We start from the raw sequence: 12,869 nt of genomic DNA, 5'->3' as shown, positions 1-12,869 counted from the left end.
ACGAACTAAGCGGCAGATTTGTCGCCCTTCGTCTCCACCTTCGTCGACGAAAGCACGGGCACGGTAGCAATGGCAAACTGCGCCGCTTCTTCGAACGAATTGGCCACGCGGTCTATGGAGCCGCCAACGGTTATCTGTTCAGGCGCTTCCAGCAATTGGGGCAGCATCACAGCCACAATGGTCGCTTCGGGCAAGCGGTGACGCATATCGTTGGCAGTGGCATTGATCTGTTCCTCTTCCTTGCCGGCCGCACTGCTGACGACATAAACCATGGACACCGCGTCGGGTGTGGCCTCGGGATGCGCCTCGGATTCGAAAGCCTTGATGTCGTCCATCGAAAAATGGCGTCCGTCGATATTGAGGTCACGCAGGACGCGCACGAGTATTTCAGTCACCATGTCGTCGTCCTGCGTGCAGGCTTCCACGCAGAGCACGATCGACTTTGGCGCCACCGCCAATGGGCCTTGCCAGCGTCCGCTGACATTTTCACGTTGCTGGCGAAGACTCATCGCCAGACTACCGTCACCCAGTACGGAGTGACTTCGCCACCAGCTGAAGCGCCCGTGCGGCTCACCGCCCAGCGTTTCGATCACCCTCACGATCGAGCGCCGCGCCTTGAGCCGCTGTTCGGGGCCGATCGCGCCTCGCACGACATCGATATACGCCAGCTGCAAGGCCGGCAAAAGCACCACATCGCAATATTTGGCGAACGATTTGCGTTTTAGAAATTCGCGCGCTGCTGCGATCACTTCTTGTGAATCACCCGAAAGCATGCGTTGGTAGAACCGCTCAGGCAGCGACAGCGCCGGCCGGTCACCAAGCAGGATTTCCAGCAGCGACAACGCCTTCACATGCCGCCCTGCGACCACCAGGCACAGTGTGAGTGGCGTGGAAAGAATCAACCCGGCTGCGCCCCACAGCCAGCTCCAGAAAATGGCGGCAACGACCACCGCCAGCGGCGACAGTCCAGTGGTATGTCCATATAGATGCGGCTCAACCATCTGACTGACGATGATCTCTACCGCTGCAAACAAGCCCACCGTCATCAGCAACAACGACCAACCAGGATCCACCGCCGCCGCCAGCAGACTGGCAAGAATCGCCGCCAGCCATACACCGACATATGGCACGAAGCGCAACACCGCCGTGCAGGCACCCCACAGCAGCGCATTGGGCAGACCCATGATCATCAGGCCCAGCCAGATCACCACACCCACGCCAAAGTTGACCGAGAATTGCGATACGAAAAAGCGCGACAGGCGCTCACCTGCGTCGTTGATGGCCGCGGTGGTAGCACGCAGATCCTTGCCGCCGATCAGGCGGATAAAGCGGTCGCGCAATGATTCGTATTCCAGCAGCACGAAAATCAACACCACCAGCACGATGCCGCCGGTTTCCAGCGGCGTCCAGATGGAGGACAGCACCTTGGTCACCGCTTTGAGTGAGTTGCTGGTTGCCGTGGCCGCAGGTACGGCTGCCGTGGAAACCGTCATCACACCCTGGGCATTCGGCAACGTGGCGTAGTTGTCGTCCAGGCCGATGACCTTGCCTGCCTCGCCAGAAACGGCCTCCATCCGTCCGAGCGTATCGTCGTGCAGCACCTGCAGTTTGGCGTGAATTGTCGCCTCGTATTGCGGCAAGCTTCGGGCTAGATGGACCACCTGCGAGCCGATGATCGTCAGCAACCCGCCTAGCAGAAAGGTCAGCAGCAGTACGGCAATCAACACCGAGGGCGTGTGGCCAAACCCGATTCGCCGCAATCCACGCATCACCGGCGCCATCAGCAGGCCGAGTATCAACGCGAGCGTGACCGGAACCAGCACTTCCCTGCCGAAGTACAACAGCGCCAGGATCGCCGCCGTCGCGATGATGGTCATCGCGCGTTGATTGGCGACAGTTTGCGGCGGCGCGGGGTCGATGGGCATGGGTGCATCCTGATCAGTGATTCGGCGGCATCCACGTGTGCCGATGCTTCTAAATTACGCTTTCCGTTGCCCGAAAGACATGCACCGGCGCACTGCGACGGCATCCGATGACGACACAGTGGGGACATTCGGCTTGACAACCCGCCTCCCTGGCGGCACCTTGCGCCCTTCACCCGGGGTGTCCCGACGAGGGACTGAGATGCTGCTGGTGCGGTCTGCACGGTGCAGCAACCCGTTGAACCTGATCCAGTTCATGCTGGCGTAGGGATGGTGCGGATACCGGTGGCGGCTATTGCCCGCCCTGACGCTCGCCTCACGCCTGCCTGTTCCGGGTCATCCCTGCAGCAAGACCAGGACCGTGTTCATGGCCATCGATACATCCACCTCTGCCTCAGCCGCGCCGGTCGCGTACGGAGATCTGCTTGAGCGCATGCGCCACGCCTCGCCGCTCGTTCAGTGCATCACCAACTACGTCGCCATGAACTATGCCGCCAACATTCTGCTCGCCGCCGGTGCATCGCCGGCGATGGTGCATGCGCCGGAAGAAGCCGGCGAATTCGCCCGGCTCGCCGATGCCGTCACCATCAATATCGGTACGCTGTCCACACACTGGCTCGAAGGCATGCGCGCTGCGGCAAGAACCGCCAATGAAACGCGCAAGCCGTGGGTGCTCGATCCGGTCGCACATTTTGCGACCGGCTTCCGCCGCAAGGCTGTGGAGGATCTGCTTGGGCTTCGTCCCACCATCATCCGCGGCAATGCTTCAGAAATCATGGCGCTCGCCGGCCTTGTCAGTGCAGGCCGGGGCGTCGATGCAGGCGACAGTGTCGAAGAGGCCGAAACAGCAGCGCTCGCACTGTCACGCAGCACGCATGCGGTGGTGGCCGTCACCGGCGCGTCCGACTTTGTGACCGATGGCAGCCAGGCTGTGCGAATCGGCGGCGGCTCCGCACTCATGCCGCGCGTGACCGCGATGGGTTGTGCACTCACCTGCCTGGTTGGCGCATTTGCCGCTGCGGTACCCGAAACCCCGTTTCTTGCCACCGTCACCGCGCTTGCCTGCTTCAGTGCCGCCGGATCGCGCGCCGAGCAGGAATCATCCGGTCCGGGTTCTTTCGCCTGGCGCTTTACCGACGCGCTTGCCGCGCTCGATGCACGTGCGCTTCAGGCGCAAACGGATAAAGTGATCGCATGAAGCCGTTCGACCTGTCGCTCTACCTGGTACTGGATCCCGATCTCTGCCAGCGTCACTCGATGATAGAAACCGCCCGCGAAGCCGTTGCAGGCGGTGCGACCATGGTGCAGGTGCGACACAAGCAAGCTTCGACCGATGAGCGCATTGCGCTGGGTCGAAGCCTGATGGAAGCCCTGCGCGGCAGCAACGCCACTGTGATCATGAACGACGATGTGACCGCCGCCATCGAGTCGGGGGTCGATGGCCTGCATATCGGTCAGGGCGACATGACGCCCTCCCTGGCGCGCGCGCGCATTGGATCAGAGCTGATACTTGGCCTTTCGGTGAATACCGAAGGCGCAGCGCGGTTGATCGATCCGGCCATCATCGACTATGTCGGCGTCGGCCCAGTGTTTGCGACACCCACCAAGCCGGACCACGAAAAACCGCTCGGTTTTGATGGACTTGCCAAGGTCGTCGCCGCAAGTCCTGTTCCCACCGTGGCCATCGGCGGGCTGAAACAGGAGCACGTACAACGCGTATTGGCCGCGGGTGCGGATGGCGTAGCCGTGGTTTCCGCGATATGCGGAACCGCAGATCCGCGGCAGGCGGCACGGGCGTTGTGCGAGCGCCTCCGCGCCGCCCGATAGACGCTTTACGCGCCCCTAAAGTGACTTACCTGGGCGCCGGATCGTAGGGATCCACGTATGACGTACTCTGCCAATACACGTCCGTCTGATACTCGGCCGCGTCATAGAGCACTTCATGGATCTGGCCATCCTGCGGATCGAACACCTGAAGGACAAATTCTCCGGCGCCCTCACCTTCTTCGATGCCGACAATCACCACCCAGCGGCAATCTTGAAAATCGCAATTGGGAGCGCCGCCAGGATCGGCATCGCCAACGGTTGCCAGCAAAGGCTCGTTGCTGTCGATGGCAATGATGATTTCGTTGGGCGTCGGCAGCGGATGATCATCAACCATGCTCGGAAAACCCAGTTCGCTTAGCGCAGCGGCGGCAGATTGCTGCTGGTAAATGCTTCCATTGCAGAGATTCCAGGTCAGGGTCATCCAGGCCTGTGCCAACGCCTCGTCGCTGGCATAAGACTGGCCATTGGACTGGGCAAGCGTGTCGTACCAATTGATGATTTCTCTCGCCGCACACGCCCAGGATGAAAACAAAGACTCCTGTTTTTCACAAGGAAAGTTACGCAGTCTCGGCATGACGAAAAGTCCCTGGTTGATAATGATAAACGGCAAAACATCACCATGGCGGCGTACGAACACATAGCTACGTGACGCGCCATTTTTCTGCAGCGCTTGCATGCAAACAGGCTCATGCATGGACGACCCTGGATATTGCGCGTGAATAGGCACCATCCATGAAGCCACATCGAGCAGATGGCTGGAAACTCGTCACGTCGACAAACCGTGAATTTTTTGTCGACAAGTTTCCTCAATGACTTAATCAATGCGTTTTTCAGCCGTGGTTATCTGTTCACGGCGCCACTTCGCCACGATGATTTCCCGCTTAGTCAATACCAGTGCCGCCATCACCGTTCACGGGATGACCGCGAAAACGTTCAAGGATATTTCGCGCAAGCGCTGATCAGGGGGATCACAGTGGAAACGAAGGAATGTTCCGTCGGGTGCGATTGCGCGCCCGTGCTATGGGAGCGTCGTGCCGCCGTCGCCAGGCGATCGCGTCTGTTCCGGGATATGCCCGATGCATTGATTCACCATGTGGCAACGCATGCCACTGAACGCCGCCTGCGAAGCGGCGAAGTGCTTTTCCTGAAAAATGACCCGCAAGATTTCCTCGCGCTGGTCGTCTCCGGTTGTGTCTACGCCATGGTCTACGGACCCGATGGGCGAGAATTGATCGTCAACAACTTTCAATCCGGCGATGTCGTTGGCGAAACTGCACTGATCGATGGCCGAAGACGCGATACAACCGCTTTCGTCTGCGGCCCTACGCACATCCTGATTCTCCGCCGCCATCACTTCGAACCGCTGACCGCGGAACCGCTATTCCTCAATCGTCTGCTGGCGCTGCTCTGCTCACGCTTGCGTGATGTTGCCGCGCTGATCGAGTCGGTATGCCTGTATCGGCTTGAATCCCGCCTGGCCCGCTACTTTGTCACTGCGGTGGACGAATGCGGACTCGAAGCACCCGATGGCGTGCTCGTGCCCTTGCCACCCAGCCAGAGCGTGCTTGCTGCGATGGTGAATGCAAGCCGCCCCAAGCTCAACGCCCAGCTGCAAGCGTGGCGCCGCAGCGGCCTGGTGAGCTGGACCCAGGGCTCCCTGCTGATCACGGATGTCGATCAACTGCGGACCATGGCGCTCGATATTGCATAGCTTGAGTTACCCCGTGGCTTGATCCGGAATAAGTAACCCTACTTACTTGAACACCCAGCAGTTCGGGTCAAAAAAATTGCGCCGGAGATGCAATATCTCCGGCGCATGATCACCACGACAGCACGGATCAACCCTGAGCCGGACGGAAAGCGTTGAGCACTGTCAGCAGGCTGGTCAGGTTATCGGCCACGCCGGTCTGCGCGATCTTCTCGGTGGCACCGGCGGCAGCCGTCGTATCCAGGGTGTAGATCTGCATCACGCCCTGGTTGGCCGCAGCTTGCGACAGCGTGTTCTGCTGCTGCTGTGCCGATACCGCGTTCTCGAACAGGATACCGGTCGAGTGTGCCATGGTCTGGTAGATCGAACCCATCGCCATCGCTGGCGCTTCGCCGATCACCTTGACATTGGATTGGGTGACGGCATCGGTGATCTGGTTATTGACAGAGGTCGGAAAAGCCATTGTTGTGCTCCTGTATGTTTGGAATGGAAAGACAGCAGATCAAGAAACCGAATGACCGGTTCTATTACTACTGGCGGAACGCACTGAGAACGGTGAGTAGACTGGTGAGGTTGTCAGCCACACCCGTCTGCGCCACCTTCTCCGAAGCGCCCGCTGCCGCCGTGGTATCGACACTGTAGATCTGCATCACGCCCTGATTGGTGGCGGCCTGGGTCAGGGTGTTCTGCTGCTGTTGAGCGGCAACCGCGTTCTGGAACAGGATGCCGGTCGAGTGCGCCATGCTCTGATAAATGGAACCCAGTGCCATGGCGGGTGCTTCGCCGACCACCTTCACGTTGGATTGGGTTACCGCATCAGTGATCTGATCGTTGACTGAGGTAGGAAAAGCCATCTTTTGCTCCTTGAAGTGGGTGCGCGGCATATGTCGCGCTAAGTGCTGGAACGTCGAACGAGGAAACGCGTGAACGGCTTTCCTAACCCGACGAGATGCCGCCTTGCGGCGCTGATGCGGACGGCGTAGCCGCCTGCGGTGGATTCGGGGTCTGCGGCTTGTTGGTGACCGATGAGGTCTGTTGCACTTGTTCTCGCACGGCGTTGATCTCGCCGATGGCTTGTTCCAGCTGTTGCTGCAAACGTCCGAAATTCTGTTTGAAGCTCTGCTCGACTTCGGTCTTGACCAGGTTAGCCAGGCGGTCGGCGATCTGTGACATCGCGATGCGACTGTTGGTCGGCGCACTCGCCCCTGACGTGTTCAGGGCCGACGGCCGCAAATCGGCCAGGGTTTTCGCAGCCTCCACCACTTTCAGGATGGCCTGCGTTTCGCGGTCGTTCGCCTGCAAAGCCTGTGTTGTCGTGCTCTGGATCTTTTGCAGGACGTCGCGGATCGCCGTATCCGTGCGCGCCTGCCCTTCTTTCACGGCTTGCTCTGCCTGTGCCCTGGCGTACGCAGCGGGATCGCCGGACGCCTGATCGGATGCGCCACCCGAAGCCGCTCCCGACCCTGCCTGGAAGGCGTCCAGTTCCTGCTCTTCCTGCGGAGTAAGTGGTCGTTTCAACCACGCTACGGCGACACTGCGAAGCGCAGCGGATACATCCGGATCTGACTGTGTCATGACGTTGCCCTGTTTATGGAAACGAGGTTCTCTTCATCACGAACCCCGAATGACGTTTAGCTCGACTTGCTGTTGGCCAGCAGACTGCTGTACTTGGAAATGCTCTGATCGATTTTGTCGATAGCGAAGCTCGCCGCTTCGCCTTCAATCGCACCTGCCGCCGCAGCCACTGCTGCTGCCGCGCCCATCAGCAGATCCGTCACCAGCGCGCCCAGTGCGTCTTCCGCGGCAGCCGGAAGGTTCTGCTTGGCAATGTTCTCGGTCATCTGCTTGAGCAGTACCGCCTGACTCGCCATGGCCACCTTGCTGATGCCATCGAAATAGTTCGCTGCCGATTGCGCCACCAATCCCGCCGCCTGACTGATCATCATGTCCGGCGCTGTCGCGATCTGCGACGGCGCATAGCTGGCCGTCTCCGTATTGGTCAGCGTGACTGCCTGGACAATCTGGCTGTTCAGCGCATCCGTCGGCGGCGGCGCCGCCGCGAGCTGCGACACCATGAGGTTGTTCATCCGGGACAGCGTCGTTTCCGGTGGCAACGCAACAGGTGCAGGTGCAGGTGCAGGGATGGGGGTTGGTGTTGGTGTTGGTGTTGGTGTTGGTGTTGGTGTTGGTGTTGGTGTTGGTGTTGGTGTTGGTGTTGGTGTTGGTGTTGGTGTTGGTGTTGGTGTTGGTGTTGGTGTTGGTGTCGGCGAGGGCTCGGGGGCAGCCGCTGGTGCTGCTGCGACTGCACCCGGCGCCGCGTTAGCGGGGGCTTTCATGTTTGACTCCGTGCCTTTGGCACCAGGTGCCGCGCGCGCAACCTTCTTCAACCTATCCCAGAGAGCCATCGACTCATACCCCTATTGGTTGCTTGATGAACATGTCGACATCACCCAGATCAGGATTCGCCAATGGCCATGATCAAAGCCGCCGCTTTCGACACCACAGCGGTGGAAATCTGGTTGAGCGACTGCTGGCTCTGTACGGCGTTCTGCATCGACAGGCCGGCCGAATGGCTGGCCACCTGATAAAGCGAAGCAATGGCTTGCGCCGGCGCCTCGGCAACAACCTTGACATTGGTCTGCGTAACCGCATCGGTGATCTGCGCGTTGACTGCGGTGATATCCGCCATGAGATTTCCCTCGAAGGAAGTGGAATGGATGGAAGCGAACAGATAAAGGAACGAACCGAGCGATGTTTCGTGAATGTGATTCGGTCAAAAAAGCAGGTCAACATTCCGTGAAGATCATTCAAAAGCATCCTTAGCCAACCTTCTGCCGCAATCGACGTCGCAGCAATTCAACGCGTTTTCGCGCCAATGCCTCGCTTATGTGCAAGCGCTCGGCAATCACCGCGTACGGAAGATCCTGCTCGAATTTCAGCGCGAACAACTGCCGCGATTCGCGCGGCAAATGCTCGATCGCATCAGCGATGGATGACAGGGATTCGTTCAACTCGACCACATCTGGCGGCTGCAGTGTCGGCGCAACCGCTTCGGACCAATGATCGTCATCGAAGTCTGCGGAATACCGAAACACGCGTTCCTCGCGATCGAGGTGACGGACGCTGTCCAGGAACACGTGATTCAGCACAACGAACAAAAAGCCTTCAGGATTGCGTATGCGCTGCGGCACGCGACGCATGTAGATCAACGCTTTGAGAGCTGTATCGGCAACAAGCTCTTCGGCCGCCGCGCGATCGCCGCGCACAAGACGCAAAGCACGGCGTTGAAGATCGAACTTGATCACCCGCCAGGCGCGCTCGAATAAAGCGTCGCCTTGATTGGATCCGTGGAAGCAGACTTGCGGTGAAAGCTGCGGCGCAGCGTTGTTCCGGTTCATTCCATTCCCCCCGTGCAAGACATGCGCGGGGAGATTGGCGATGAGCAACGCCGTGGGCTGTTACTTGGGTTACATCGTCATCCTTCTTGACGAAGAACGAAAACGCCACGGGTTCTTTCTACGAAAAAGTAGTGCGTTAGCGGATACACACACCATGTATTTCACAAAATAAAGACATGCATGCGTGTAGCGCGAGGGCGTAGCAAGACAGCAGCCTTTAAAAGAAAACCCCGCACTGGGCGGGGTTTTCTTTTAAAGGCATTAGGCCAAGCTTGATTCGTGAGTGCGTAAACGGTCCCTGTAGGCAGACTCGGTCTCCTGATACAACCCGGACCAGGGATCGAGTACGTATCCCTCCAACGGATCAGGCGACATACGCCGAACGTCAAAACGCGGTTCCACGTGATCAAACATCGCATCAAGGCTCGTAGCTGTCATAAGGGCCCCTCGGTCTTTGTCGCGAGGTTTCACCTTATCGAGGAACGTGTTCGTATTGGGTTAAGCAAAGTCGCGCTTTTTTCGAACACGAAATTTATAAGCGCCCTATATGCAATCGCGAATCATGACTGCATGCCATAAGCATATGAGACATTCAGGCGCGTCATTTTTTGGAAATATACGGGCTGTCAGCCACATACCAGCGCCATGGATATTCCGCCGCCTTGCTGAGGCCAATGCGCGTCGTCTGCACGGGCCGTTTCGGTGCAGGCGTACCATCATCGACCAAGACATAGGCGTCGCCATTCACAAGATCCCCACCATCCTGTGCACCATTGATGCTCATCGCCTGAGCGAGACGTGCCGGTCCATTGCATAGCTGTCGATCGTTCTTTGCCCTGGAGCGAGCGGCATACATCAGGTCAAGGCCGGCCACGGGCTGCAGTGCACGGATCAACACGGCCCATCCATTCCCGTCGTCGCCGCAGACGACATTGCCGCACCAATGCATGCCGTAGGTAAAGTACACGTACAAATGCCCGACCGGACCGAACATCACCGCGTTGCGCCGCGTCTTGCCACGATACGAGTGTGCGGCGGGATCATCGCTGCCGTGGTAAGCCTCGACTTCCACGATGCGGCCGGCACGGCCGTCGTGACGGCACACCAGTACCTTGTTCAACAAGAGGGGCGCCAGCACCAACGGATCGCGTCGATAAAATGCCCTGGGCAGTACAGCTCCGGTGTCAGACCAAACGTTCATGAGTGGAGCTTACCCGCAACGAGCGGCAATGGCTCTTTTGGAATGGTTGGCAAATGCTCGCTGAGCCATGTCATAGCCTGGACCGTTACCGGCTTGCCGTGGCAAGACACTGCGAAACATAAATTCCACGCTTGATCAGGCAAGCTTTCTGTAGCATCGGACAATGCCACCGGCTTGAACCCGTCCGGTTCGACGCCAACTCGAAGCACTTCGCTTACCTGAGTTGCTGGAGTACATCATGCAGATCCATCTCAAGAATCGCCGCGCCATCGTCACCGGCTCGACCGCCGGCATCGGCCTCGCTATTGCCAGCGGCCTTGCCGCTACCGGCGCGCACGTGGTCGTTACAGGCCGTACGCAGGCCCGCGTGGATGAAGCGCTCGCAGCCATCGCCAAGGACGTATCCGGCGCAAGCTTGAGCGGCGTTGCCGGCGATCTGGGCACGCAGGAAGGCGCCGAGCATCTGATCAAGCAGGTGCCGGAGGCGGATATCCTGATCAACAATCTCGGCATCTTCGAGCCGAAAGCGTTTTTCGATATTCCGGACGAAGACTGGCTGCGCTTCTTCGAAGTCAACGTCATGAGTGGCGTGCGCCTGTCGCGCCATTACGCGCAGGGCATGGCCAAGCGCGGCTGGGGCCGTATCCAGTTCATTTCCAGCGAATCCGGCGTGCAGATTCCGGCCGAGATGGTCCAGTACGGTATGACCAAGACTGCACAGCTCGCCGTATCGCGCGGCCTGGCCGAAACGCTTGCCGGTACCGGCGTGACCGTCAATGCCGTGCTGCCCGGTCCGACGCGCTCGGAAGGCGTGGGTGATTTCTTCGGCAAGATCGCGGCCGACAAAGGTATCTCGCAGCAGGACGTCGAACGTGACTTCATTGCGACGCATCGTCCGTCTACAGTGATCAAGCGATTGGCCACGGTGGAAGAAGTTGCCAACATGTGCGTGTATCTCGCCTCGGAGCAAGCCTCGGCCACTACGGGTGCTGCCATGCGTGTGGATGGCGGCGTGGTGCGTTCGATCGTCTGATTTAGCGTAGCCAGCGACTGCCCTCTTCTATGGCAGGTTTGCAGCGGATGACACATCGTGCTGGCGAAGAATGGCCAGCACGGCTGCAATTGCCTTCGGATCGCGTGGCACGCTGTGGTGATCCGCATCCACGATCAGCGTCGATGCCGCACCAGGCAGCACGGCACTGCTCAACGGCACATAGCCATCGCTAGGCGGATGTTCGCCCGGCAGTGAGCCGGCAATGTTGTGATAGCGCACACCCGCAGCCGGCATCAGCGTTTCGTCCACCGCCGAAACCGGCTCATCCGGTATCAGGCTGGTCACGCTGCTCAGATGACTGATGCGGTAGGTACCGGAAATCAGCCCGGCCTGCACGGCGCCTGGGTTTTCATCGCTGATCCGCTCCAGCCTGTCCATCTCCGGAATGTGACGCCACGCCAGATCCTGCGCCAACCGGCCGAACCAATCGCCCGCCACGGGACTGCCATGTTGAGGGGATGCCATGAAAACAAGTTCGTCTATCCCCGCATAAGGCTTGAAATCAAAAACGTTCTTGAGCAACGCCAGATCCTCTGCACTTCCATGCAGGCGGTCAAAGGGCACGGTAAACGCTGCATTCCACAACGCGGGCGTGCTTTGTGCGCATAGCAACCGGGCGATCACGCCACCCATGCTGTGCCCTATCAACACCACGCCTTGCCTGGCTGGCGCATTGCCGGCAGGGTCCAGAATCTTCCACGCCGTGTCGAGATAACGCTGAACGCGATAACGCTCAACCAGCAACGGCGCATTGGTTTGATAGACCATGTGCCAGATCTGATAACGGCGATTCAAATCAGGATCGCCGAGGATGGCATTGCTCAACCGCGCCCAGATAATGGGGCTGCTGCCAAGCCCATGAATCATGATCACTGGCGTTTTTGTCGGGTCGTAATCTTCCAGCAGGAACAACCCCGAACGTCGGCCAATAGCCTGACCGCCAATCAACCCCCACCATCCAAGCCGCCGCAGTTTGCTGCGCTCAAGCAACTGCTCATAGGGTGCTGAAAGGTCCTCGGCGAGCTGATAGTTGGCGTTACCCACTGCGTGTACGGGTTGGGCTGTCGGATTTTGCACAACCAGTACTGGCTCTTCGTCATGATGCAGGGCGCCCGGCTCGCCCTCCAGCCAAACGGTCGCAGGCCGGAAGACACCTTCCGGTGGATACAGCGTACAGATCGCGCTATGCATGCATGGCGGTGCAGCTGCGACAACTGGAACGCCAAACCCCGGTTGCCGATGTCGTACACCATCCAGCACCTGCATCGTCAGACCATCGGCCAATTCCAGATGCAGGTGATCGCCGAGGCTATCTGGCAAGCGACGAAACTGCACCTCGATAATGCGGCCGTTCAAGGTCATCTGACCGGCATGCACGTTCAAGGTCGTCCCTTGCGACATCATCTCGATATACGCGCGACTGCAACGCGTCGCCAAGGATGCCGCGGCAATCTCATCCGCTTCCTGTGTCGCCACCATGGCGTCATGGGCCAGCACGCCGCAGTTTAGCCAGGCGTCGGCACGCATGCCATCGTCCATCTGGTTCGGTGCACGGGCAGCCCACTCTTGCGCCTTGTGCAATGCATCCTTGGCAGACAAACCGGAATAATTGCCGGGCATCCGGGCAGAAGGCGCAAAGGTGGTGCACGCGTGCAGCAACAACAATGCAGCCAGCAACAGCAAGCCTGAGCAGATACGCGAGCACTGCGTACGACACGACATGCGGCTGAACCTCATGCAGCGGTGGATACGCCACGGG

15 protein-coding genes and 1 riboswitch are annotated in these 12,869 nt (G+C 59.3%); of the genes, 5 read left to right on the top strand and 10 right to left on the bottom strand.

Annotated elements, in window-relative coordinates; all coding sequences use genetic code 11:
• Positions 1-5: 5 nt before the first annotated feature.
• Positions 6-1,925, bottom strand: coding sequence for an AI-2E family transporter (locus ISN74_RS09340; protein WP_188799064.1), 1,920 nt, complete (start codon positions 1,923-1,925; stop codon positions 6-8).
• 164 nt (positions 1,926-2,089) lie between these two features.
• Positions 2,090-2,211, top strand: a riboswitch (TPP riboswitch).
• Positions 2,212-2,289: 78 nt separating this feature from the next.
• On the opposite strand from ISN74_RS09340, the gene thiM reads away from it, so the two are divergent.
• Together thiM and thiE are read left to right on the top strand one after the other, a co-directional pair.
• Positions 2,290-3,120 (top strand): hydroxyethylthiazole kinase, encoded by an 831-nt coding sequence (thiM, locus tag ISN74_RS09335; RefSeq protein ID WP_188799063.1) that lies wholly within the window; start codon positions 2,290-2,292, stop codon positions 3,118-3,120.
• Positions 3,117-3,749: a thiamine phosphate synthase gene (gene thiE / locus ISN74_RS09330; RefSeq protein WP_188799062.1), complete on the top strand. Its 633-nt coding sequence runs from the start codon at positions 3,117-3,119 to the stop codon at positions 3,747-3,749. Before thiM ends, thiE begins: the two co-directional genes overlap by 4 nt.
• 25 nt (positions 3,750-3,774) lie before the next feature.
• Here thiE and ISN74_RS09325 read toward each other — a convergent pair whose 3' ends face one another.
• On the bottom strand, positions 3,775-4,323 hold the full coding sequence (locus ISN74_RS09325; RefSeq protein WP_188799061.1) for a hypothetical protein: 549 nt from the start codon (positions 4,321-4,323) through the stop codon (positions 3,775-3,777).
• A gap of 519 nt (positions 4,324-4,842) precedes the next feature.
• Between ISN74_RS09325 and ISN74_RS09320 the strand changes: the two genes are divergently transcribed.
• On the top strand, positions 4,843-5,460 hold the full coding sequence (locus ISN74_RS09320) for a Crp/Fnr family transcriptional regulator (RefSeq protein WP_203546732.1): 618 nt from the start codon (positions 4,843-4,845) through the stop codon (positions 5,458-5,460).
• Positions 5,461-5,587: 127 nt separating this feature from the next.
• On the opposite strand, the gene ISN74_RS09315 is transcribed toward ISN74_RS09320, so the two are convergent.
• The 4 genes from ISN74_RS09315 to ISN74_RS09300 form a co-directional block, all read right to left on the bottom strand.
• The gene (locus ISN74_RS09315) at positions 5,588-5,920 is read right to left on the bottom strand and encodes a RebB family R body protein (RefSeq protein ID WP_188799059.1); all 333 of its coding nucleotides are present in this window, start codon (positions 5,918-5,920) and stop codon (positions 5,588-5,590) included.
• Positions 5,921-5,987: 67 nt separating this feature from the next.
• Positions 5,988-6,311 carry a RebB family R body protein gene (locus tag ISN74_RS09310; RefSeq protein ID WP_188799058.1) on the bottom strand — a complete coding sequence of 108 codons (324 nt, stop codon included), beginning with the start codon at positions 6,309-6,311 and terminating at the stop codon, positions 5,988-5,990.
• A gap of 82 nt (positions 6,312-6,393) precedes the next feature.
• On the bottom strand, positions 6,394-7,032 hold the full coding sequence (locus ISN74_RS09305) for a hypothetical protein (RefSeq protein ID WP_188799057.1): 639 nt from the start codon (positions 7,030-7,032) through the stop codon (positions 6,394-6,396).
• 56 nt (positions 7,033-7,088) lie between these two features.
• Positions 7,089-7,544, bottom strand: a complete 456-nt coding sequence (locus ISN74_RS09300; protein ID WP_188799056.1) for a hypothetical protein — start codon at positions 7,542-7,544, stop codon at positions 7,089-7,091.
• 20 nt (positions 7,545-7,564) lie between these two features.
• Here ISN74_RS09300 and ISN74_RS09295 point away from each other — a divergent pair, with 20 nt between their 5' ends.
• Complete coding sequence (locus ISN74_RS09295; protein WP_188799055.1) at positions 7,565-7,780, top strand: hypothetical protein; 216 nt, start codon at positions 7,565-7,567, stop codon at positions 7,778-7,780.
• 132 nt (positions 7,781-7,912) lie between these two features.
• Here the strand turns inward: ISN74_RS09295 and ISN74_RS09290 are convergent, their stop codons facing one another.
• The 3 genes from ISN74_RS09290 to ISN74_RS09280 form a co-directional block, all read right to left on the bottom strand.
• The gene (locus ISN74_RS09290; RefSeq protein ID WP_188799054.1) at positions 7,913-8,146 is read right to left on the bottom strand and encodes a RebB family R body protein; all 234 of its coding nucleotides are present in this window, start codon (positions 8,144-8,146) and stop codon (positions 7,913-7,915) included.
• A 130-nt stretch (positions 8,147-8,276) separates the two neighbouring features.
• Positions 8,277-8,855: an RNA polymerase sigma factor gene (locus ISN74_RS09285; protein ID WP_188799053.1), complete on the bottom strand. Its 579-nt coding sequence runs from the start codon at positions 8,853-8,855 to the stop codon at positions 8,277-8,279.
• A gap of 601 nt (positions 8,856-9,456) precedes the next feature.
• Positions 9,457-10,056 (bottom strand): DNA-3-methyladenine glycosylase, encoded by a 600-nt coding sequence (locus ISN74_RS09280; protein WP_188799052.1) that lies wholly within the window; start codon positions 10,054-10,056, stop codon positions 9,457-9,459.
• Positions 10,057-10,294: 238 nt separating this feature from the next.
• On the opposite strand from ISN74_RS09280, the gene ISN74_RS09275 reads away from it, so the two are divergent.
• A complete protein-coding gene (locus ISN74_RS09275) occupies positions 10,295-11,089 on the top strand; it encodes an SDR family NAD(P)-dependent oxidoreductase (RefSeq protein WP_188799051.1) in 795 nt (264 codons plus the stop codon).
• Between the two features lie 27 nt (positions 11,090-11,116).
• Here the strand turns inward: ISN74_RS09275 and ISN74_RS09270 are convergent, their stop codons facing one another.
• A complete protein-coding gene (locus ISN74_RS09270) occupies positions 11,117-12,832 on the bottom strand; it encodes a lipase family alpha/beta hydrolase (protein WP_188799050.1) in 1,716 nt (571 codons plus the stop codon).
• Positions 12,833-12,869: the final 37 nt, after the last annotated feature.

Source organism: Dyella caseinilytica (assembly GCF_016865235.1).
Classification (GTDB): Bacteria; Pseudomonadota; Gammaproteobacteria; order Xanthomonadales; family Rhodanobacteraceae; genus Dyella_B; species Dyella_B caseinilytica.
The sequence above is the reverse complement of the archived record's forward strand: the minus strand, read 5'-3'. Positions and strand labels throughout refer to the sequence as shown.